This is a genomic window from Sorangium sp. So ce128, from assembly GCF_051525245.1.
Lineage (GTDB): Bacteria > Myxococcota_A > Polyangia > Polyangiales > Polyangiaceae > Sorangium > Sorangium cellulosum_B.
The window spans coordinates 11,964,256-11,983,132 of the sequence record NZ_CP150313.1 but is presented as its reverse complement, the minus strand read 5'-3'; the positions used below and the strand labels follow the sequence as shown (position 1 = coordinate 11,983,132).

The window sequence follows — 18,877 nt, the reverse complement described above, 5'->3', positions numbered from 1 at the left end:
AGGATGAGCAACGACCTTGAGAAATGGATGCGCCTGGCGATCGAGGAGGCCGAGCGGGCGCGCGGAGGAACGGGCGACAACCCTTGGGTCGGCTGCGCGATCGTGAGCGCCGCCGGGGAGCTCCTCGGCAGCGGGCATACCCTGGGGCCGGGTGAAGATCACGCGGAGATCGCCGCGGCACGCGCGGCGCACGCGCGCGGACTCAGCGTTGTCGGAGCGACGCTCTATTCGACCCTCGAGCCCTGCTCGTTCCACGGCCGCACGCCGGCGTGCTCGCGATCGATCATCGAGCGCGGCGTGGCCCGCGTCGTGATCGGGATGAACGACCCGAACCCGCGCGTCGACGGCGAAGGCGTTCGCATCCTGCGCGGAGGGGGCGTCGAGGTCGTGGAGGGCGTATGCGAAGCAGAAATCCGCCGGCAGCTCGGGGGTTGGGTGCTCGATCACCATCCTCACGAGCCGCTGCGGCGCGCGCTGACCTTGCCGGCATCGGATCGCGTCCCGCGGCTCGCGGAGATCTACGGCGTCGATCAGCCCCGAATCGAGGCGCTGCTCGCGAAGCGGTAGAGATCGCACAGAGACCGAGCAGAGCAGGGTCGTGACGCTCCGCGCTTCCCCGAAGGTGCTCCTGTCGATGGCGGGGCTCGCGCTCCTCGGCGCCGCTGCGCTCGCGTCGCGGCGCCCCGCGCCGAGCGCGCCCGCTCTCCCGGGGGCGAGCGTGGTCGCTCCAGCTGCGCCGAGCGCGCCCGCTCCCCCGGAGTCCCCGCTGCCCGCTCCCGCGACGCTTCCCCCCGCGGAGGGCCCGGCGGCCGGCGCCCCCGTCCAGCCCGAGGTGATGACCGTCGAGGGAGAGGACTACCGCGTCCATGTCTTCGCGTTCCGCCTCGCGAACGCCCATTTCGAGGTCGTCGACGTCGCGATGTCGCGCGACGTCGCGGGGGTGCTCGAACGCACCCGCGCGTCGTTCGTCATCAACGGTGGCTTCTTCGATCGACAGAGGAGACCCGAGGGGCTCGTCGTGGTCGATGGCCGGGAGCTCGCGCCGCTCGCGCCCTCGCTCGGGGGCGGCGTGCTGGTGGTCTCCGGCGGCCGCGCCGCCCTGCACGACGCCGCCGGGTTCGTCCTTTCGCCGGGCGCTCACCTCGCGGTGCAGGGGCTGCCGCGGCTGGTGCTCTCCGGCAGCCGGAACGTGCGCAGCGACGGCGGCCCGCGGGCGGAGCGGACGGCGCTGTGCGTGCTCGACAGGGGGCGGCGCATGGAGGCCATCGTCGCGCGCGGGGACCGGGCGCAGAGCGGGCCCACGCTGGGGCTGCTCGCCGACATGCTGGTGGCGCGCGGATGCGAGCAAGCCCTCAACCTGGACGGCGGACCCTCGACCGGCGTGGCGTGGCGCGAGGAGGGCGGCGCGCGCGAGATGGCGCCGCGGGGGCCGATCCGGCACGCGATCGCGGTGCGGCTGGATCCCTGACAGGGGAATGCGGTTCTGAGGCCGGAGTGGACCGCTCGCGTCCTCTGCAGCGCGACGGCCAGCGGCTGGCCTGTCTGCGGCGCCTCTCCGGACGGCGCCTTCCGGGTACGCTATGGGGCGCGGGTCAGGGCGCGGCGACGGGCGCGAGGACGAAGCGAACGGCCGAAACCATGTCGTTCCGGATGAAGAACCGGTAATCGCCGGCGGCGAGATCGTAACTCGCGGCATTGGACACCGCTTCACATGAGAGATTGCAGCCGGCGCACTCCTGGAAGCCCGCCGCCTCCGGGCCGCCGGAAAGACCTTCGAAGAAGCTGATGCTACGTGCGCGTGCTCGTAGCGGCTGCACGCCCGCCGCTCGCTCGTATGCCGCTCGGGCCTACTCGCTTCGGCCCAGCTTCACGACGCGGGTGCCCGCGATGTGATCATGCACGCAGCGCCGATCCTTGCGAAAGATGAACAACACGTCGACGAGGATGAGGAAAGTGCCCACGTACGGTATCTGAGCCACTACCGCCTCTGGCAGGAGCCGTCGCAAGACGATCGTGCCGAAGGCCGCGGGCTTGCCGTCGCTGGCGTTGACGATCTGTATGTTCATCGCCTTCTTGCCGATCGTCTGCGCGCTGCGGGCGAGGAACGTGCCGTGAAGCACCAGGGTGATCGCGAACCCCGCCAGCGCCCACAACAACGACTGCGGAAACGGCAGCGGGGAGACCTTCGGAAAGTCGCGATAGACACCGCCCCAATACTGCAGCGGGACGAAGATGATGAGGGCCAGAACCGCGTCGACCATCGCCGCCCAGAAGCGCGACATGCGCGACGCGCTGCCGTCGCAGGCTCGCTCCGAGTCAGTCATCGGCTCGAGCGCGGTCGGCGGTTGATAGGGGTTGGGAGCGGATTGGGCCATGGCTGATGCAACGCCGACCGCAGCCGCGCGTCAATTGGCAACCGGGGTGGCGTCCGTCCCTGGTAACGAAATGCGACCCCCGTCCCGCAGAACACGCCGACGCCGGCCGCGCGAATCGAAGCTAGGTGTCCGCCAGCAGCAAACGCTCGGCGGCGTCAGCGTGCATCGCGCGGATGGCGTCGAGCCGTGCGCGCCATGCGGGGCTGTCTCGGAGTTGCTTCTCGACCTGCAGCGACAGCTCGGCGGCCGACAGCGCGGCCGCCAGTCCGCCATGCTGGATGAGCCAATCGATCAGGGAGGCGGCGAGCCCGGAGTCCTTCAGCTTGCCGGTGGAGGGGCTCCGACGCGCGGGCTGTTCGTCTACCAGGGCCAGATACTCCGACCAGAGCTCCTTGTCGAACCTGACCTCGACGAGATCGACGTCGAGGATCTCCTTCAGCGAGGCGGCGGCGATGAGGCGCAGGCCTGCAGCCTTCTGAGCCAGGCCGAGCGCAATCCGGAACGCCCGTGGCCTGGGCGCGAGCCGCGCCAGCCGGGCGGCGGCCCAGGTCCGACCGCCGCTCGCCGCTGCGACGAGCCGGGCCAGCGCCGCCTGCCAGGGTGGTAATCCGGCGTCGTCGGGAAGGCGGCTCAAGGACTCGACGGTCTGGACCAGGACGCTGCCGGAGGTGCGCGCCTCGGCGAGGAGCCTGGTCGCCAGACCAAGCCCCTCGGAGCACAGGTCATGCTGGGCAATGCAGACGCCCGCTGCCGTGGAAGCGATGCGCTCGTCGCCGCATTCGATCAGCGCCTCGGCCAGGGCCACGAGGCCGCGAGCCATCGCGGGTCGCGCCTGCGACCCGTTCGGGAACAGGAGCGTCGACCCGGGGTTGAGCAGCGGCCACGTATTCGGCACCGTCGTGATGCCGTCGATCAGCACCTGTCGGACGTCGGCCTGGTCGACGAAGCGCAGCAACCCCGCGAGGATGTCCAGCCGGATGCTGGGGTGCAGGTCCTCGGACCGCCACGCCTCCATCAGGAGGTCGCGCGCCTCCACGGTCGCAGCGGCCGAGACCCTGCCGGCGGCGTTCTTGCGGTTGACCACCGCGCAGTCCTTCGACAGCAGCAGCTCACGGTACGGCGCCAGATCGAACGGACCGGGCATGCGCTCGGACAGCACGTTGAGGGCGCTCATCGCCGCGCGCCCCACCACGCCGGATCTTCGCGCGCGCTCCAGGAACAGCCGCCGTAGCTCGGCGGTCGGCGGAGCGATACGGGCGCACCGCGCCAGGATGGCGGCGGCGACAGGCCCGGCCGCGCCCGGCAGCAGCTCGAGCAGCAGCTGCGCGTCCTCGACGCGGCCGATGGCCTTGGCGCGCCTCGAGGGATCGAGGCTGGCGTCCCGCGCGACCCGCAGGAGATGCTGCGTGAAGCGCCTGCGCTGGGAGGGCGTCCACCGCCCGGGTGCCGATCGTGAGATCGCCGCCACCAGATCGGTCTTGTGGGGATCGGTGGTGTCGTCCCGATCCAGCAGCGCGTCGACCAGGGCAGTCTCCTTCAAGGTGATCTCCGGGACGTACCCCATCACCTCGTCCAGCGGCCCGCCGCAGGTGACGGGCTTGCGCGGAGGCCGCGGCGTCTTCGGTGCTCTTCCGAGGAGCAGGTCCAGGATGAGCCGCTCCGCCTCGGGCTCGTAGCGACCGACCGCCACCGGTCCCAGCATGGGTGTGGTGCCGTCGAGGCGCACGCCCTCGTAGGCCGCATGGAGCCGGGCGGCGAGACCCTCGGCGATGCGCAGCGGGCTGGGCAGATGCTCGATGGACGGCTTCTGGCCGGGCGCCGGCGCCTTGTCGGCGCGCCAGCGCACCCGGGGATCCAGGCGAATTTGAACCAGGAGCCCGAGCAGCTGCGCCGCGCGCGTGATGCTGTCCCGGAGAATCGCTTCGCCGATGGCCTTGTGCACGGCCCGCTCGGCCTGGGCCAGGGTGGTTGCGTTCGACTCGCGCGACTGCACGGTGGTGAGCAGGGCGTCCCTGTAGGTCTGCACGGGGATCTCCGAGACCTGACGATCGGACAGCTGGGCCAGCTCGGCCATGACCAGATGGCGGCTGGAGCCATGCCATGCCGGCTCCACCTCGGCGAGGACGGACGCGCAGGTCGCCGGGTCGGCGCCGCGGCGGAGCGAGCGCACCAGCGCGACCATCCGCGCCGCGCGCTCGCCCCGGTCCCTGGCCACGCCCAGCGCCTCGTGCTCGGATCGCAGCTGGGCAAGGTCGAGGTGCTTCTCGAGGGCCTTAAGCCGCTTGCGCCGAGTCTCCGGATCGACGGGAGGAATCAGGGCCGCCGCCGTGAGACGCGTGACGCTCGCCGGTGGCATCGTGGCCAGCCGCGCCTCCATGCCCGGACGGGGCGCCCATGCCGCCGTCGCTGCCTGTTCCAGCTCGGCGCCAAGGAGACGTTCGCGCTCGGTGAGGGGCAGGAAGCGGAAGAGCGGATCGGCGGAGGCGTCGAGGGGCTTGCACCGGTTCCGGAGCTCCAGCACATCCTCGGCCGGCAGCGTCGAGATCGGCGGCGATCCGGAGGGAGGCGGGCCGCTCGCGAGAGAGACAGTCCAGTCGTTCCGGCGCAGGACCTCGAGCAGCTCGGCCGGGCAAGCCATCACCAGGGCGTGGATCGCCCTCGCATGCAAGGCATCCCGCCGCACGAGCAGCGCCAGGGCCTCCCTGGGATATCGGGTGCAGAACAGCGTGCCCTCGTCCGCCGTGATCTTGCGCCTCGTCGCCAGCGCCACCCGAAGGCCCCGCTCCGGCGCGCGCGTCACCAGCTCGCGCCACGCGGCCTCGTGCTCGGCCGCGTGATGTTCCAGCGTGTCGAGATCGCATGTCGCGAAGAGGCGTGTCGCGAGCCCCACACCATGCCTTGCGATGACCAGGGGAATGACCGCCGTCGCCTGGGCGACGAGGCGGTGCCTTTGCATGATCAAGACCACCCCGCGGGCCTCGCGGCGATTCCCCTCGCGCAGCACCTCTAGCAACGCTTCGTCCGACACCGGCACCCGGCGCGCCGAGGAAAGCGCGGCCCGGCGCATCATGGGGTCGCGTAGCGCCCTCTCGATGCGCGCCACGTCCCGGCGATAGGTCGCCAGGTCCAGCGCCAGCCGCCGCTCGTCGCCGTCGCCCCCATCCAGCGCAGCCATGACCCGATCGGCCGTGGCCTGATCCCAGCCGCGGGCGAGCAGGGCAAGCGCCCGCCCCCGCTTCGCGAAGCTCAGGCTTCCGAGTCGACGGACCTCCGACAGCGGTTCCAGCATGCTCCGAGTCTAGACGAACGCGACGCCGACGACGACCACGTGGGGGGCGTCGCGGCTCCCGCTGATGCTAGTGCGGGCGACGTGGACGCGGGCGACGCGGGTGCAGCGGGCCGAGGCACGGTTCAGGCTTCGCGGCGCGGCCGGGGGTTTGGGCGTCACGAGAGAGCGCCACGACGAGCGAGGCGCGAACACGCCATGGTACCTCACAAGCGGGATCTTCGGTGTAGGAATCAAAGCCACGAGCCGGGCCATGAACTCCATTGCACACATGACGCGGTGAGTGCGTCCCCGCCGAGGTGTCTTCAGCAAGTACACTATGCGCCCATCGAGCGGGAGCTCGATTCGAGCGAGTGCGAAGGCCGGGCGGGTGCAGTACCGCACGAGCCTCTCGCGACCCTGATCGTCATCCGCTGCGATGCGCTCTTCGTAATGCGATCCAACGGGGGTGGTCTGCCCCCGGGTTTGTCTTGCGGCGCCCTGGGGTCCCCTGGTAACGTGACCGCGCTTACCGCGACGCCCCTCGACGGCGCCGCATATCATGAGGAGAGGCGATGGCGGCGCGGGCGCGACGTTGGCAGCGTAGGATCGTGGCGATCTGCTGTGCGAGCACGCTCGGGCTGGGGCTCGGGGTCACGTCCGGCGGATGCGGGTCGTCGACCGGATACATATGCCCGTGGGATGAGGACCAAGGACCCAAGGGAACGCCTTGTGAGGTGCTCGAGCCCCCCGACGCCGGCGGAGCTGGCGGGTGCGGGGGTGGCGGCGATGGCGGCGATGACTGCGCGGCCGAGGACGACACGGATGTCGCCATCGCGTCCGATTTCGGCGACCTGATCCCGGCAGCAGAGGTCTGCGCAGGGCAGTGCGTACCGAAGGAGCCGCTCGGGTGGTCCGAGCCTGCGCTGCTCTGGATCGGCTCCCCCGACGGCGTGCCGAGCTGCCCTGCGACCGCGCCGATCGTCGGCTACGAGGGCTACGCGGATTTCGCGGCTCCGGCCCCGCACACGTGCCCCGCCTGCGCGTGCGACCCGCCCGAGGCGACGTGCGAGGTGCCGACGGAATGGAGGGCCTTCGCCAGCTTCCCGTGTGGCGGCCCCGAGGCTCCCGCAACCTCGTTCGCTGCCCCGGCTGGGTGGAACGGGACCTGTACCTCGGTGAATGCCGTCGAGACCGGACGGACCTGCGGTGGCGTCCCGTGCGTGCAGTCGCTCGCGATCCAGGCGCCTCGCGTCGTCTCCGCAGGTTGCGCACCGAGGGTCGCGGAGGCGCCGGAGAACCCCGACGAGCCCGCGACGGCGGGGAGCTTCGCGATCGTCGCCCGGGCGTGTACCGGAAACGCGTCCCCGCCGTGCGCGGATCCGGGCATGACCTGCACGCCGGCACCGCCGATCGGCGACGCCGCGCCTCCCGAGGGATTCCTCACGTGCATCCACCACGAGGGAGAGCAGGACTGCCCCGCCACGTACCCGGACCGGCACGTCTTCTACGCCGGCGTGGAGGACACACGCGGCTGTGCGCCGTGCGGCTGCACCGAGCCCACCGGAGCGACGTGCAGCGTGCTGGCCTCCGCGTTCCGCGACGAAGGGTGCTCGCAGCTCGTAGCGGGCCAGGTGATCACCTCCGACGCCCCCTACTGCGGGACCGTCGCTTCCGGGACAGCGCTCGGGAGCAAGTCGGTGAGCGTCGTCGGCCTCGATCCCGGACGATGCGAACCATTCGGCGGCGAGCCGGTGGGCAGCATCGCGCCGACCGCGGCGGCGACGTTCTGCTGTCACCACACCAGCTCTGTACCGGCCTGAGTCGACGGCTTGTTCCGCATGGGGCGCAACAGCGGCCTCGCCAGGAGGTGGTAGGCCGCGAGAGACGCGCCCGCGACCCCAGCGCGCTGCACGCGCTCGCAACCGCCTCATGGGAATCGCTCCCGCGGGCGCGTCCGACGCTTCGCGAAACCACACGGAGGTTCAGAAGAAAGCGACCAGGCGGAGTGCCACCGCCTCCGAGACGGGCGCCGCGGACCACCCTTCGCCATGGAGCGGTCGAATGTGCGTCCGATGTATGTTGATCAAGAGGTCGCCGCTGAGCTGCCCGGCGAGGCGGGCCGAAAGCGGCACCTCCAGACCCGCACGAAACCCGAGCCCTGCATAGGGCAGCGCGAGCTCCCTGCCGGTGCTGTCCCTGACGTTCCACAGCCCGCCTGCCGTGGCGAGGGCGCAGCCGAAGAACCAGTCCGCGTGACCGCAGGGAACGAGCGAGCCGCTCACCCCGGACACGCCGTAGATCCAACCGCGGTAAGGCTCGGCATCGATCGGAAGATCCCCGCGGGCCTCCAGCGAGAGCGAGAACCTCTCCCAGCGGACGCCGGCGAACCCCGAGAACCCGACCGCCACCGACGGCGCCACGCCGGCGCCGAGGAGCACCCCGGCGCCCACCTGGAGGCGCGGGCGATCCGGCGGCGGCCTCGGGCGCGGAACGGGTCGGGCCGGCGCAGCGACCGGATGCGGCGGCTTCGAGGCCGGCGCCTTGGGCGGCGCGTCCGGCGAGACGGGTGGCGCGGCGTCTCCCGGCGCCGACGGGGGCGGCGGCCCTGAGGGCGGCGAGGTGGGAACTCTCCCCGGTGCAGGCCCTGGTGGCAGCAACGGGCGCATGACGGCGCTGAGGGCGAGGCCGATGTCCCCCACGAGCACGCCGCAGATCGGGCTCGAGAGCTCCTGGCGGCCGAGCGCCCGGCCATCGCGGTCGTGAAGCGCGATCTCTCCCTGGAACGCCGGCCCTTTGCGCCGGATGACCACCTCGATGTGCCACGCGCCGTCGCGCACGAACGGGTCGACCCCGCCGAGCTGGCTCGCGACGATCTCCCGGAGGCTCGGCTCCTCGGGGCACCCCTCGGTGTCAGGGCCCCGCGTGTAGGACAGGCGCGCGCCGCGCGGCGCGACCTGCGCGAGCGCCACGGGCGCCGTCAGGAAGAGCGATGCAGCGAGCGGCAGCGCGGCGCGGTTCATCCTCCGGATCCGGCTGCGGGCGAGGAGCGGTCCGGACATGAGCGGAGCGCCGTCATCTGTCACCCGTCGTCATCCCTACTATTTCCGGCAAGGTCCCCAGGATTGTTGCGAAATCGTGCGCCGGAGCCGAAAAAGGGTGCGCGAGGTGTACCGGCGACATCTCCCCCCAACCTGAGAGATGTCACCTGGGATGGGGACTGGAGCGACGTCGCGAGGTGACCGGCGAACGGCGTCGTCGCGCGATGGCTGGGATGGCCGGCCGCCTGCCGGCGGGCACGCCGGCGGGCGTCCCCCCACGCCCCGCCGCACGCCGGCGGGCGTCCCCCCACGCCCCGCCGCACGCCGGCGGGCGTCCCCCCACGCCCCGCCGCACGCCGGCGGGCGTCCCCCCACGCCCCGCCGCACACCGGCGGAGTAGAACCTCGCCGGCGCCCTCGGCGGCCCGGTCGAGACGGCGTACGACTACGTGGTCGCGCAGGCGCGCACGCTCGGCGACTTCCCGGGCAAAGGCGAGTGCCCGAGCCGCGAGGTGCTGCCGTGATCGCGTGACTGCGGCGTGCCGCGCCGATCGCGATCGGCGCGGCCACGCTGGCGTCACGGCCTCTCCTGCGCGAAGGGAGCCCACATCGTAGGGCGCGCAAGGCGACGCGCGCTGTGATTGCCATCAGAAGCGATAGGCGCTCTCGACGGCTGTGCTGAGGGAGATCGCAGACCAGGCGATACCTGGGATATACGCCGTATGTACGGTGCCTCTGCCGCGAAGCCTGCTCTCCGGCGCCGGGGACAGCATCGCGCCCCGATGCACGGCCGGCGCCAGGGAATCCAGGCCGCCGCAGGCGCCCGCGCAGCGGGGCGCCGGCCCTGGGGCGTCCTGATCGCCTACGCAGCCGCCATGGCCTTCATGGTGGCGACCTACCCGCGCGGCGCAGACCTCCAGCGTCTCTATCTGGCCGTCGAGCTCGCGGCGATGTGCGCGTCGCTCGGATGTCTCCTGGTCTGGTTTCGGTCGCGTGAGCCGCTGTCGCTCAAGGCGGTTGCAACCGGCATCATCGTCTCTGTCGAGCTCGCGATGGTCACGGGTGGGCCCTACCGCGGCAACATCTTGCACCAGCTGCCCGAGCACGAGGGCGCGGTGATCGCAGCTCACGACATGTTCGAGATGTCGATGGAGGAGGCTGCCGAGCAGCAGGACGCGCCGGTCAGCACGGCCTACCGCTGGCGCGCCCGCGGGATCGCGGCGCTAACCCGGGCGCTTCGTCCGCGACGAGGATGAGGACCGGCGCTGCGTCGAGAAGAGCCGGTGAGGCGCCACCGCGGCGCTCCTCGCCGAGTGCGCGCCGAGATCCCGAGGCCGGCTTCAGTGCGTAGCTCCACCGTCCGCGATCGGGCCGCCCCCGGGCGCCGGCCGCACGTAGAGGGTGCCTTTCAGGCCCCCCGCAGCTGCCTCGCGGTAGTGGTGCTCGCGGGCGTACCGGAGGAGCGGGGCCTCGAGACCGTGCTCGGTCTCGAAGCCGACGAGGATGGCCCCAGGGGGCTCGCGCTCCAGGAGCTCACCGATCGTCAGGGGTGAGGTCGCCACCACGGCGGCACGGACGGATGCGGGGACGAGGTCGCCGACGCGGTAGAGGAACGCGCCCGTCGCGAGCTCCGGATAGACGGGGAGGCCCCCTTCCACGGCGTAAAGAGGGAAGAGCGTCGCCACCCTCCCCGACGCGGCGCGCGCGCCGCCCGCCGCGACGATCGCGTCGCGGAGCCTCAGGCCCTCGGCGTGGACCTCCGCCGGCCTCCAGCCGGTGGGCCGCGCGAGGTGCGGGAGGTAGCGAGCGAGCCGGACCCCGTGGAAGAGGGCCACGGCGATCGCGAGCGCCGACCAGACGCGCAGCCAGGGGCTCGCCGGGCGCTGCGCGAGCGAGCGATAACAGGCGGCGCCGGCGAGCAGCGACAAGGGGACGACCATCATGAAGTAATGTCCCCAGACCGGAGAGGTCACGAGGGCGGTCACGAAGGCGGCGCCGGCGAGCGATGCCAGGACGGCTGCGTCGGTCGGGAACACGGTACGAAGGGGACGTCGATCCCTCCAGGCGGTCCAGGCAACAACGAGGACCAGCGCCGCCAGGAGGGCGACGAGCATGCCCGCCGTCGGCATCGCCAGCACGTCCCAGAGGGCCCTCGCCTTGCCGGACAGCGAGGTATAATGGTGACTTTCCATGACGCGCCACCGCGAGTTCACCGTGTGATACGTGATCACGTTGAACACGAAGACCCGCCCCTCGCGCGCGAGCTCGATGAAGACGGGGGCCAGGCCGAGCATCGCGCCGCCGAGGTAGGAGAGGAACGGCGCCCCGAGGCGATCCCGCGGCGGAGCCGCCTGCGAGCACGCGAGCAGGAGGACGGGTGACAGCGCGAGGAGCGGCGCGTGATAGATCTTGGTCGAGACCCCCAGGGCCACGAGGAACCCGGCCAGCAGCGCGCGGCCCAGGCGCGGAGGCGCGGGCGCCCCGAGGGGCGGGAGCAGGCAGCACACCCCCGCGACGCAGAGGGTGAGCGCTGCCATGTCGTTGCACGACGACCCCGCGCGCTGCCCGATGACATGGTTGCCGGCGAAGAGCGTGGCCGCGAGGGCGGGCGCCGCCCGGTGGGAGGGGCCGAGCAGCCGCCGCGTTGCCGCGTAGATCGCGACGACGCCCGTGAGCAGGAAGCAGAATGTCACCACGCGCGCGACGTGGAGGTAATCGTGGCCCGGCGCAGCGCTCCGGAACAGGGCGGCGTAGAGGAGCGGCAGCACCGGCGCTTGAAGATAGGCAAAATCGCCATACAGCTCGCCGTCCTGGGCCAGAGCCCCGGCGGTGACGTACATGCTCTCGTCGCTGAGCAACGTGCCCGACATGCAGTAGGCGAAGAGCGCCGGGGCGATCGCGAGGAAGTAGATGCTCTGGACAGCGCGCGGGCTACCCACGTTAAGCTGCATGGCTCCCTCCCGATGGGACTCGTCATAGCTAGCCATTGGCCGGCGCACCGCGCAAGCGATGAGCGCTGCGCGACGGGCGGGACTCCGGCGGCGGCAGACTGCGCCCACGACACACACTCCAGCTCGTTGAGGCCCACGCGCCTCTGGAACCCAGGGTTAGAGCAGGTCAGTGCGCGTCGCAACAGGAGCGGGCGTCCTTGGGAGTGACGTCCGAAACGCTCTCCCGCCACGTCCGTGGCCGTCGCTGCTCGCGACGACGGAGACCGGATCCCCAGCAGCGTGGGCGCGCGGCACCTCGCGATCATCACACGCGGAGCCCCTCGGAGGTGTCCACCACGAGCGAGTGATTCCCCATGGTGTAGCCCGGCGTGTGCATGAGGGCAACGCCGTCGCCGAGCATCACGCGCCGGGGCGCGGCCCCGCCGCTCCCGCGCCTGCTCGTCTGCTACGCTGCCGGGGAGTAAAGAAGGGGAGTTTATGATGAAACCGATGATGACCCACGTCGCGCTCCACGTAGGCAGCCTCGACGCGACGATCGCCTTTTATCGCGAGTTCTGCGGGCTCAAGGTGGTTCACGAGCGCAGCGACGCCGGCACGCGGGTCGCCTGGCTCGCCGAGGAAGGGAAGGAGCGGACGTTCGTCCTGGTGATGATCGAGGGCGGCCAGCGCGCGCCGCAGGCGCCGGAGGACATGAGTCATTTCGGGTTTGCGCTCGAGAGCCGCGCCGAGGTCGACGAGATCGCGCGCCGCGGCGGAGCGCACCTCGTCTGGCCGCCCAAGGAGCTGCCCTATCCGGTGGCTTATTTCTGCGCGCTCAAGGACCCGGACGGCAACTACATCGAGTTCTCCTACGGCCAGCCGCTCGGGCCCGGGGCCGAGGCGCACGACGCGGCGTTGCTGGAGGCTTCGGGTTGAACCAACCAGGGTCGACCCCACGTCGACCCCTCCGGGGCCCCTCCATGCCCCCGCCGCTCAGCCCCCGGCCCGCGCGGCGCGCCTTGGCCGGCCGGGCTCACGCCGCCCCTCGAAGGCGCCGCGCGCCTGCGGGAAGATCGCCGGCCAGCCCCGGCCATGCGCCGCACCGTCGTTGTAGGTTGGCGCGATGGGGCGGATAGGAAACCGTAGAACGTTCGCCCGTATCAAGCCCCGCCGGGACGGCGCCTGACGAGCTGCTTTTGTTTTGGCCCATCAGACACCCGCTTGCCCCGTCGCAGGGCTGGGGCGGCGTGCTCCAGGCCTCGTGGACCGCGGCGTGAGCCGCGCCTCGTTGTGGCAGATGGAAACGGGCTCCGCGTACTCGTAGCTCGTGACGTGCGTGACGCGATACACCACGGTGAAGCGGCCCGGGCGCGCCGGAGCTTCGAGCATGACCCGGAACGCCTCGGCCCTCGTGCTATTCTCGAGCGCGTGGGGCAGCCTACCCGCGTCGCATCCGCGCTGATCCTGGTCGGGGTCTCCGCGTTTCTCGTCCTCACCGCGCTCGCCGCGGCCGCGTATCCGGGCGGCACCTTCTGCGACGCGAACGCGCCCGGCTACGAATTCTGGGGCAACTTCTTCTGCGACCTCACGCAGCCCGTGACCCAGCGCGGGGCGGACAACACGCGCGCGCGCTCGCTCGCGCAGGCCTCGTTCGTCTGCTTTTCCCTGGCGCTCGTCCCGTTCTGGTGGGTTCACGGCGCCCTGCTCGGCGGCCGGCTCGGCGGCACGGTTCGGGTGCTCGGGCTGCTCTCCGCCGCCGGCACGAACCTGATCGCGTGGCTGCCGTCCGTGGTCTCGCCGCTGCTCCACGAAGTGTCGGTATTCGTCGCGACGCTCCCCGCGCTGCTGGCGACGCTCCTGGGCGTGACCGGCGCGTTTGCAGGGCGCAATGCGGGCGAAAGCCGCTCGTCACCGTTGCGCTTTTCGGCGTGGCTCGGCGCGCTTTCGCTCGCGCTCGGCAGCGCGGACGCCGCGTACTACGCGTATGCGATTGCGGTGCCGGGCTGCCACGTCTTTTTGCCAGCGCTCCAGAAGCTCGCGGCGCTTTCGGTGATCGGATGGATGGGCACGATTGCGCGCGTGGGTGCCGCGCGTGGGGCGCGCTAGCGCGTCGGTGTCAAGCCGCGCGGGGACGGCGCCTGGCGAGCCGTTTTTGGCCCATCAGACCCCCGCTTGCCCCGTCGCAGGGCTGGGGCGGCGTGCTCCGGGCGCAGCCGTGCCTCGACGACGGCGGCCGGGGGTTTGGGCGTCACGAGAGAGCGCCACGACGAGCAAGGCGCAATCACGCCATGGTACCTCACAAGCGGGAGCTTCGGCGTAGGAAACAAAGCCGCGGGCCGGGCCATGAACTCCATTGGACTCATGACGCGGTGAGTGCGTCCCCGCCGAGGTGTCTTCATCAAGTACGCTGTGCCCCCGTCGGGCAGGAGCTCGATTCGATCGAGTGCGAAGGCCGGGCGGATGCAGCACCGCACGAGCCTCTCGCGACCCTGATCGTCATCCGCGGCGATGGCCAGACTGTTTCGTCATCGGCCGTCACCTTGAGGCAGGCGCGATTCTTGCATCAGGCTCGCTGGCCCGCATTGTTGGGTACGACTCACGACTGAAGTGAGCGAGGTGCGCGTTTCTTTATGTCTCGATCCACCGGCCGGCCATGTGCCGAGCGGCGCTCGCGAAAGGTGTGTAAACGCGGACGACTTTCGAGGTAATGTGGCTCGAGCAGGAAGACCTGCCTATCGACTTCGTACGATAGGCGGCTCTCCGATGGGCAGAAAACCACGAAAAAAAGGGTGAGAGCAGCGATGCGTGCTTTGTACAGGGTGTTGGCGCTGGTGCTCGTGACGGCGGGCGCTCCCGCCTGCAAGAAGATCGCGGGCATGGCCACCGACGCCGTGCAGGGGAACTCGAACGATCCAGCGAAGAGCTCCACGGCGGTAGAGGCGATGGGTCACTACGCGACTGGCTTCAACGCGCTGATCGGCGACCCGCAGGACATGATCAAGAACTACTACCGGGAGTTCCCGGAGAGTGGGCCGGTGGAAGGCAAGAAGCATCACCTGTTCCCCAAGCACACGTCGGCCGAGGGCAAGATCGCCGAAGCGAAGAAGGAGTTCGCGGCGGCCGCCAAGATCGCGCCCGATTCACTCAAGCACCTGGAACCGCTCGCGAGCGCGACGGTCACGGACATCGAGAAGGTCGCCGTCACCTACAAGTCCGTGCACGGCTACTTCCAGGCCGAGGACTTCAAGGACGACAAGGGCGCCAAGGGCAAGACGCTGCACACCCAGTTCCTGCAGGAGGCCGCTGCGTTTCGCGAGGACATCGACAAGTTCGAAACGGCGCTTTCCGAGATCGCGCGCAATCAGGCCGAGGAGGAGCTCAAGGAACACACCGACAAGAACACATACAGCTACCAGTTTCGCTACTTCAACCATCAGGCGAACAAGCTCGTGAGCGTGAAGCGTGACGGCTTCCTGGCGCTCTATCCGACGGTCGAAACCGCGTACAACGAGCTCCAGGCCTTCACCAAGGGGAAGGGCACGCCGCAGGCGACGTTCAAGGCCTACGCGGACGCCGCCGACCGCTTCTTCGCCGAGGCGAAGAAGCTGAAGCGCGGCATCGAGGGCAAGGAAAAGGAAGAGCAGCTCGACTCGATCAGCGAGAGCATGACCTCGAACTACAACAGCCTGGTCAGCCTCTCGAACTCGCTCCGAAGCCTCGAAGCGAACAACCTGCTGAAATAACGCTGGATCCGGCACGCGCCCTGGCCGGCACCGTGAAACACGGTTCTCGTCCGGGGCGTGACTGTGTAGCGTGTCCAAAAAAGAGCGGGCGAGCGCTCACGGGAGGGAAGGGACCCAGATTGTGGTCATGCCGCTGATTGGCAAGCTGGGCCGGGGGTTTGGGCGTCACGAGAGAGCGCCACGACGAGCGAGGCGCGATCACGCCATGGTACCTCACAAGCGGGATCTTCGGCGTAGGAGCGCGTCCGCCGCCCCCTCCACGCGCCCCCGGCCCCCTGGAAAGGCAGCGACTGCCGCCGGTGTTCGACGGGTCTACCCTATGGCGCGGGACAGCATTTGAGCCTTGCGGCGCAGAGCCGATCCGTGAGACTTTCCGTGGGGGGAGGTTACAAAAGGCGACGAGCTAGACGGACCTGGTCCGGCGATCTCGGTTGACCAATCGACTGATAGTCAGGCGGCGCAATGGAAACCACTTCACTGTCCATGACACCTCGAATAGCATCCTGCAGCTGCGGCCAGCTACAAGCGAGAACTGCTCGCGAGCCTGTTCGCGTTTCGGTGTGCCACTGTCTAGCGTGCCAGCGCCGCACCGGCAGCGTCTTCGGTGCTCAGGCTCGCTTCTCAAGCGAAGCAGTCACCCTCGTCGGCGAGAGCGTCGAGTTCGTCCGCGTCGGAGACGAAGGCACAAGAAGCATTTTCAGGTTCTGTCCTCGCTGCGGTTCCACCGTCTACTACACCCTCGAAGGTCATCCAGCGTTCGTGGCAATACCCGTTGGTGCATTCGCCGATCCTGAGTTTCCAGCCCCAACGTTCTCGGTCTACGAGGAGCGCATGCACTCCTGGGTCAACATGCCCGCTGGCATCGAGCACATGGCATGATCCAAGGAGCAGCTGGCTTCTGAAAGAACGAATCTCTCCTGATCGCGGAGCAGCTGGCCGCTCCAGAGCGACGTTGACGGCGCTCGTCGGGGTGTCGTGGTCGCTGGCGTTGCTCGCGCATGCTGCCGCCGCGATTGCAGCTTGGGTGCTGCTTCCCGGCGGTTTTCCCCTCCTTCACGCGCGTTTCTTCGCGAACCGCGCTCTGCCGGCGGTCGCGGTCGGGAGCGTGATCGCCGTCGGTGTTCTGGCCGCGCGACGTTCGACGGGTGCGCGTGTGTTGCTGTTGCTCTTTCCGGCGACGTGGCTCGGGGTTGCTCTCGCTGCGGGGACCATGTTCTCGGAGAGCGGCGGGACGGTCGCGTTCGGTGCGGGTTGTCTGGCGGTGGTCTTGTCGATGGGCCTCGCGATGGCGTGGTGGCGGTTCGGGGTCCCGCCGCGGCTGACCTGGCTCGCTGCGCTGCCCGGTGTCGCTTGCGGTGCGGGGTTCGTGGCCGCGCAGCGGGCGCCGGAGCCCTCGACAGCTCCGTTTGCTGCGCCCGAAGTCGAGCGCGGCGGCGATCGTTGGACGCGAGCACTCGCTGGGCCCGCTTCGTTCGACGTGGCTCCGTGGCTTCGAGCGGAAGCGGACTCGGGTGAGGTTTCGGTGCAGGCGGGTGCGGTGAGCATCGTGGTCGAGCCGCGGCTCGAGTTCATTTCGCGCTCGCCGGATCGTTTCTGGACCGTGTTCGCGCCCCTGCAATGGCGCGGCGACTCGCCCGTTCGTCGTCTCGAGCGCGCCGATCGCGAGCTCGCGGTGGACTACGCGGACGAGGGGAGCCTGCGCGTGAGGGCCACGTCGGATCAATCTGCCGCCATCGACGCGCGAACCGCGCTTCAGGTGCCCGTGTTCTCGCACCTGAACTCCTTCACGCGCGTCTCGATCACCGGCCATCGCCGGCTCGGCTTGCGGTTCTCGCCTTGCCCCGAGGTCGTGGTCGAGGTGATCCACTTCGACTATCCGTTCGGCGCGCCCGCGCGCTTCGCGTACCTCGACGCCGGCGGCACGTTTCGCGTCGTCCAGGCGAGCGACGCCGAGAAGGGGCCGTTCACGACGCTCGGCGAAGGCCGGCTCGCCCGCGGCGAACCCCTGAGCGTCCTGCTCGTCGAGAAGGGAGAGTCGCCACCCCGCGAGCTCGCGACGATCGTCTTCGTCGACTGGTCACGGCAGCTCTCGACGGAGCTCTCGCCCACCGCCGGCTGGGGCCTGCCGCAGAATGCGTTCGAGTTCGGGCTCGCCTCGAACGACCCTTCGTCCGCGGCCTATCTCACGCTCACGCTGGCCGGGACGAGCGTGGGGCGCGGCTGGGACAGCGTGGGTCACGCCGCCGGCAGCTACACGAATCGGATCGAGATCCGGAGGCCGCCATCCAGGTGAAAGAAAGGGTACGCTCGCTCGTTCCAGGGTTTACGCCGTCGGCGCTTCGGGTCGAAGATGGCGGCCATGAAGGTCATCGTTACCGGAACGACCGGCATGGTCGGCGAAGGCGTGATGCTCGCTTGTCTCGCGGATCCCACGGTCGAGCGGGTCCTGTCGGTGGCACGCCGGCCGTCGGGGCACGCGCACCCGAAGCTCGAGGAGTGCTTGATCCCCGACTTTCGCGAGCTCGGCGCCTTCGAAGCGCGGCTCTCGGGCTACGACGCGTGCTTCTACTGCGCCGGTGTGAGCTCGGTCGGCATGAGCGAGGCGGACTACACGGCGATCACGTACGATACGGTGCTCGCCTTCGCGACGGCGCTCGCGCGCCTCAATCCCGGCATGGTGCTCACGCACGTTTCGGGCGCGCAAACCGACTCGAGCGAGCAGGGCCGGGTGATGTGGGCGCGCGTGAAGGGCAAGGCCGAGAACGCGCTGATGCGCCTGCCCTTTCGCGGCGTTTACAACTTCCGGCCGGGCTTGATGACGCCGGTGCCGGGACAGAAGAACCTGAAGCGAGCCTACCGCTTCCTGCTTCCGCTCGTCCCGCTCATGAAGCTCGTGTTCCCGGCCCTGAAGCTCGAAGAAGTGGAGCGCGCGATGGTGCGTTCCGTGACGAGCGGGGCGCCGAAGCAGGTGCTCGAGGTCGCCGACATCAAGGCGCTCGCTTCGGCGTAGCTCGCGCGCCCCTCACCGGGATCAGCCGACCACGGCGAGCGTCCGCTTGAGCATCCGTTCCCCGTCGCGCCGCGCCGCCGCCCACGTCTCGTCCCACGCGGCGTCGGCCTCGGCGCGCGGGAGCTGGCCGAAGGCCTGCAGCTCCTTCCGCTCGCCCTCGACCTCGGCGTCGTCCGCCGGCGGCGCCGGCGCCGGCCCGGTCATCGCGTCGCCGACCGCCTCGCGCACCTCGCGCCCCCCCTCGGCCAGGCAGTGGGCGAGCACGCGCCACCCGAGCTCGGCGTGCAGCGCCTCGTCGCGCGCGATCTGGCCGGGGCGCGAACCAGCACGACCGCGGCGGATGACGGAAAGCGGCTCTGGACGGCGGGCTGAAGCATCCGCTCGAACTCTTCAGGACAATTCACAGGGAGGCGAGGAGACGAGGAGTAACATCTCACCAATCTCCCCGTCTCCCTGTTCAATTTCCCGCTAAAAATGCCAACAAAGCTGACGGCGAACGGTCGAGCTCTCGCTT

20 protein-coding genes are annotated in these 18,877 nt (G+C 70.2%); 11 read left to right on the top strand and 9 right to left on the bottom strand.

Annotated features, from left to right (window positions below):
- Positions 1-3: 3 nt before the first annotated feature.
- Positions 4-567, top strand: coding sequence for a deaminase (locus WME82_RS45460; protein ID WP_438040414.1), 564 nt, complete (start codon positions 4-6; stop codon positions 565-567).
- A gap of 31 nt (positions 568-598) precedes the next feature.
- A complete protein-coding gene (locus WME82_RS45455) occupies positions 599-1,468 on the top strand; it encodes a phosphodiester glycosidase family protein (RefSeq protein ID WP_438040413.1) in 870 nt (289 codons plus the stop codon).
- A 124-nt stretch (positions 1,469-1,592) separates the two neighbouring features.
- Here the strand turns inward: WME82_RS45455 and WME82_RS45450 are convergent, their stop codons facing one another.
- From WME82_RS45450 to WME82_RS45440, 3 genes are all read right to left on the bottom strand, one after another.
- The gene (locus WME82_RS45450) at positions 1,593-1,817 is read right to left on the bottom strand and encodes a hypothetical protein (protein WP_438040412.1); all 225 of its coding nucleotides are present in this window, start codon (positions 1,815-1,817) and stop codon (positions 1,593-1,595) included.
- Between the two features lie 30 nt (positions 1,818-1,847).
- Positions 1,848-2,375: an RDD family protein gene (locus WME82_RS45445; RefSeq protein ID WP_438040411.1), complete on the bottom strand. Its 528-nt coding sequence runs from the start codon at positions 2,373-2,375 to the stop codon at positions 1,848-1,850.
- A gap of 121 nt (positions 2,376-2,496) precedes the next feature.
- A complete protein-coding gene (locus tag WME82_RS45440; protein ID WP_438040410.1) occupies positions 2,497-4,752 on the bottom strand; it encodes a hypothetical protein in 2,256 nt (751 codons plus the stop codon).
- A gap of 70 nt (positions 4,753-4,822) precedes the next feature.
- Between WME82_RS45440 and WME82_RS45435 the strand changes: the two genes are divergently transcribed.
- Positions 4,823-5,212 (top strand): hypothetical protein, encoded by a 390-nt coding sequence (locus WME82_RS45435; RefSeq protein WP_438040409.1) that lies wholly within the window; start codon positions 4,823-4,825, stop codon positions 5,210-5,212.
- 461 nt (positions 5,213-5,673) lie between these two features.
- On the opposite strand, the gene WME82_RS45430 is transcribed toward WME82_RS45435, so the two are convergent.
- Positions 5,674-6,204 (bottom strand): transposase, encoded by a 531-nt coding sequence (locus WME82_RS45430; RefSeq protein ID WP_438040408.1) that lies wholly within the window; start codon positions 6,202-6,204, stop codon positions 5,674-5,676.
- 173 nt (positions 6,205-6,377) lie between these two features.
- Here WME82_RS45430 and WME82_RS45425 point away from each other — a divergent pair, with 173 nt between their 5' ends.
- Positions 6,378-7,463, top strand: coding sequence for a hypothetical protein (locus tag WME82_RS45425; protein ID WP_438040407.1), 1,086 nt, complete (start codon positions 6,378-6,380; stop codon positions 7,461-7,463).
- A 162-nt stretch (positions 7,464-7,625) separates the two neighbouring features.
- Here the strand turns inward: WME82_RS45425 and WME82_RS45420 are convergent, their stop codons facing one another.
- Positions 7,626-8,702, bottom strand: coding sequence for a hypothetical protein (locus WME82_RS45420; RefSeq protein WP_438040406.1), 1,077 nt, complete (start codon positions 8,700-8,702; stop codon positions 7,626-7,628).
- Positions 8,703-9,462: 760 nt separating this feature from the next.
- Here WME82_RS45420 and WME82_RS45415 point away from each other — a divergent pair.
- Complete coding sequence (locus WME82_RS45415; protein WP_438040405.1) at positions 9,463-9,936, top strand: RNA polymerase sigma factor; 474 nt, start codon at positions 9,463-9,465, stop codon at positions 9,934-9,936.
- 84 nt (positions 9,937-10,020) lie between these two features.
- On the opposite strand, the gene WME82_RS45410 is transcribed toward WME82_RS45415, so the two are convergent.
- Entirely contained in the window at positions 10,021-11,631 is a 1,611-nt protein-coding gene (locus WME82_RS45410; RefSeq protein ID WP_438040404.1) for a hypothetical protein, read from the bottom strand.
- 480 nt (positions 11,632-12,111) lie between these two features.
- Between WME82_RS45410 and WME82_RS45405 the strand changes: the two genes are divergently transcribed.
- Complete coding sequence (locus WME82_RS45405; protein ID WP_438044996.1) at positions 12,112-12,546, top strand: VOC family protein; 435 nt, start codon at positions 12,112-12,114, stop codon at positions 12,544-12,546.
- Between the two features lie 273 nt (positions 12,547-12,819).
- Here the strand turns inward: WME82_RS45405 and WME82_RS45400 are convergent, their stop codons facing one another.
- The gene (locus WME82_RS45400; RefSeq protein ID WP_438040403.1) at positions 12,820-12,999 is read right to left on the bottom strand and encodes a transglutaminase N-terminal domain-containing protein; all 180 of its coding nucleotides are present in this window, start codon (positions 12,997-12,999) and stop codon (positions 12,820-12,822) included.
- Between WME82_RS45400 and WME82_RS45395 the strand changes: the two genes are divergently transcribed.
- Positions 12,943-13,716 carry a hypothetical protein gene (locus tag WME82_RS45395; protein WP_438040402.1) on the top strand — a complete coding sequence of 258 codons (774 nt, stop codon included), beginning with the start codon at positions 12,943-12,945 and terminating at the stop codon, positions 13,714-13,716. The two genes, WME82_RS45400 and WME82_RS45395, sit on opposite strands and share 57 nt — an antisense overlap.
- On the opposite strand, the gene WME82_RS45390 is transcribed toward WME82_RS45395, so the two are convergent.
- Positions 13,713-14,120: a transposase gene (locus tag WME82_RS45390; protein ID WP_438044995.1), complete on the bottom strand. Its 408-nt coding sequence runs from the start codon at positions 14,118-14,120 to the stop codon at positions 13,713-13,715. The genes WME82_RS45395 and WME82_RS45390 overlap by 4 nt on opposite strands.
- Before the next feature lie 291 nt (positions 14,121-14,411).
- Here WME82_RS45390 and WME82_RS45385 point away from each other — a divergent pair, with 291 nt between their 5' ends.
- From WME82_RS45385 to WME82_RS45370, 4 genes are all read left to right on the top strand, one after another.
- Complete coding sequence (locus WME82_RS45385; RefSeq protein ID WP_438040401.1) at positions 14,412-15,353, top strand: DUF3829 domain-containing protein; 942 nt, start codon at positions 14,412-14,414, stop codon at positions 15,351-15,353.
- Between the two features lie 483 nt (positions 15,354-15,836).
- Positions 15,837-16,232 (top strand): GFA family protein, encoded by a 396-nt coding sequence (locus WME82_RS45380; RefSeq protein WP_438044994.1) that lies wholly within the window; start codon positions 15,837-15,839, stop codon positions 16,230-16,232.
- A gap of 658 nt (positions 16,233-16,890) precedes the next feature.
- Positions 16,891-17,646, top strand: a complete 756-nt coding sequence (locus tag WME82_RS45375; RefSeq protein ID WP_438040400.1) for a hypothetical protein — start codon at positions 16,891-16,893, stop codon at positions 17,644-17,646.
- Between the two features lie 66 nt (positions 17,647-17,712).
- On the top strand, positions 17,713-18,363 hold the full coding sequence (locus WME82_RS45370) for an NAD-dependent epimerase/dehydratase family protein (protein ID WP_438040399.1): 651 nt from the start codon (positions 17,713-17,715) through the stop codon (positions 18,361-18,363).
- 21 nt (positions 18,364-18,384) lie between these two features.
- Here the strand turns inward: WME82_RS45370 and WME82_RS45365 are convergent, their stop codons facing one another.
- Positions 18,385-18,627 (bottom strand): hypothetical protein, encoded by a 243-nt coding sequence (locus WME82_RS45365; protein ID WP_438040398.1) that lies wholly within the window; start codon positions 18,625-18,627, stop codon positions 18,385-18,387.
- Between the last annotated feature and the right edge of the window lie 250 nt (positions 18,628-18,877).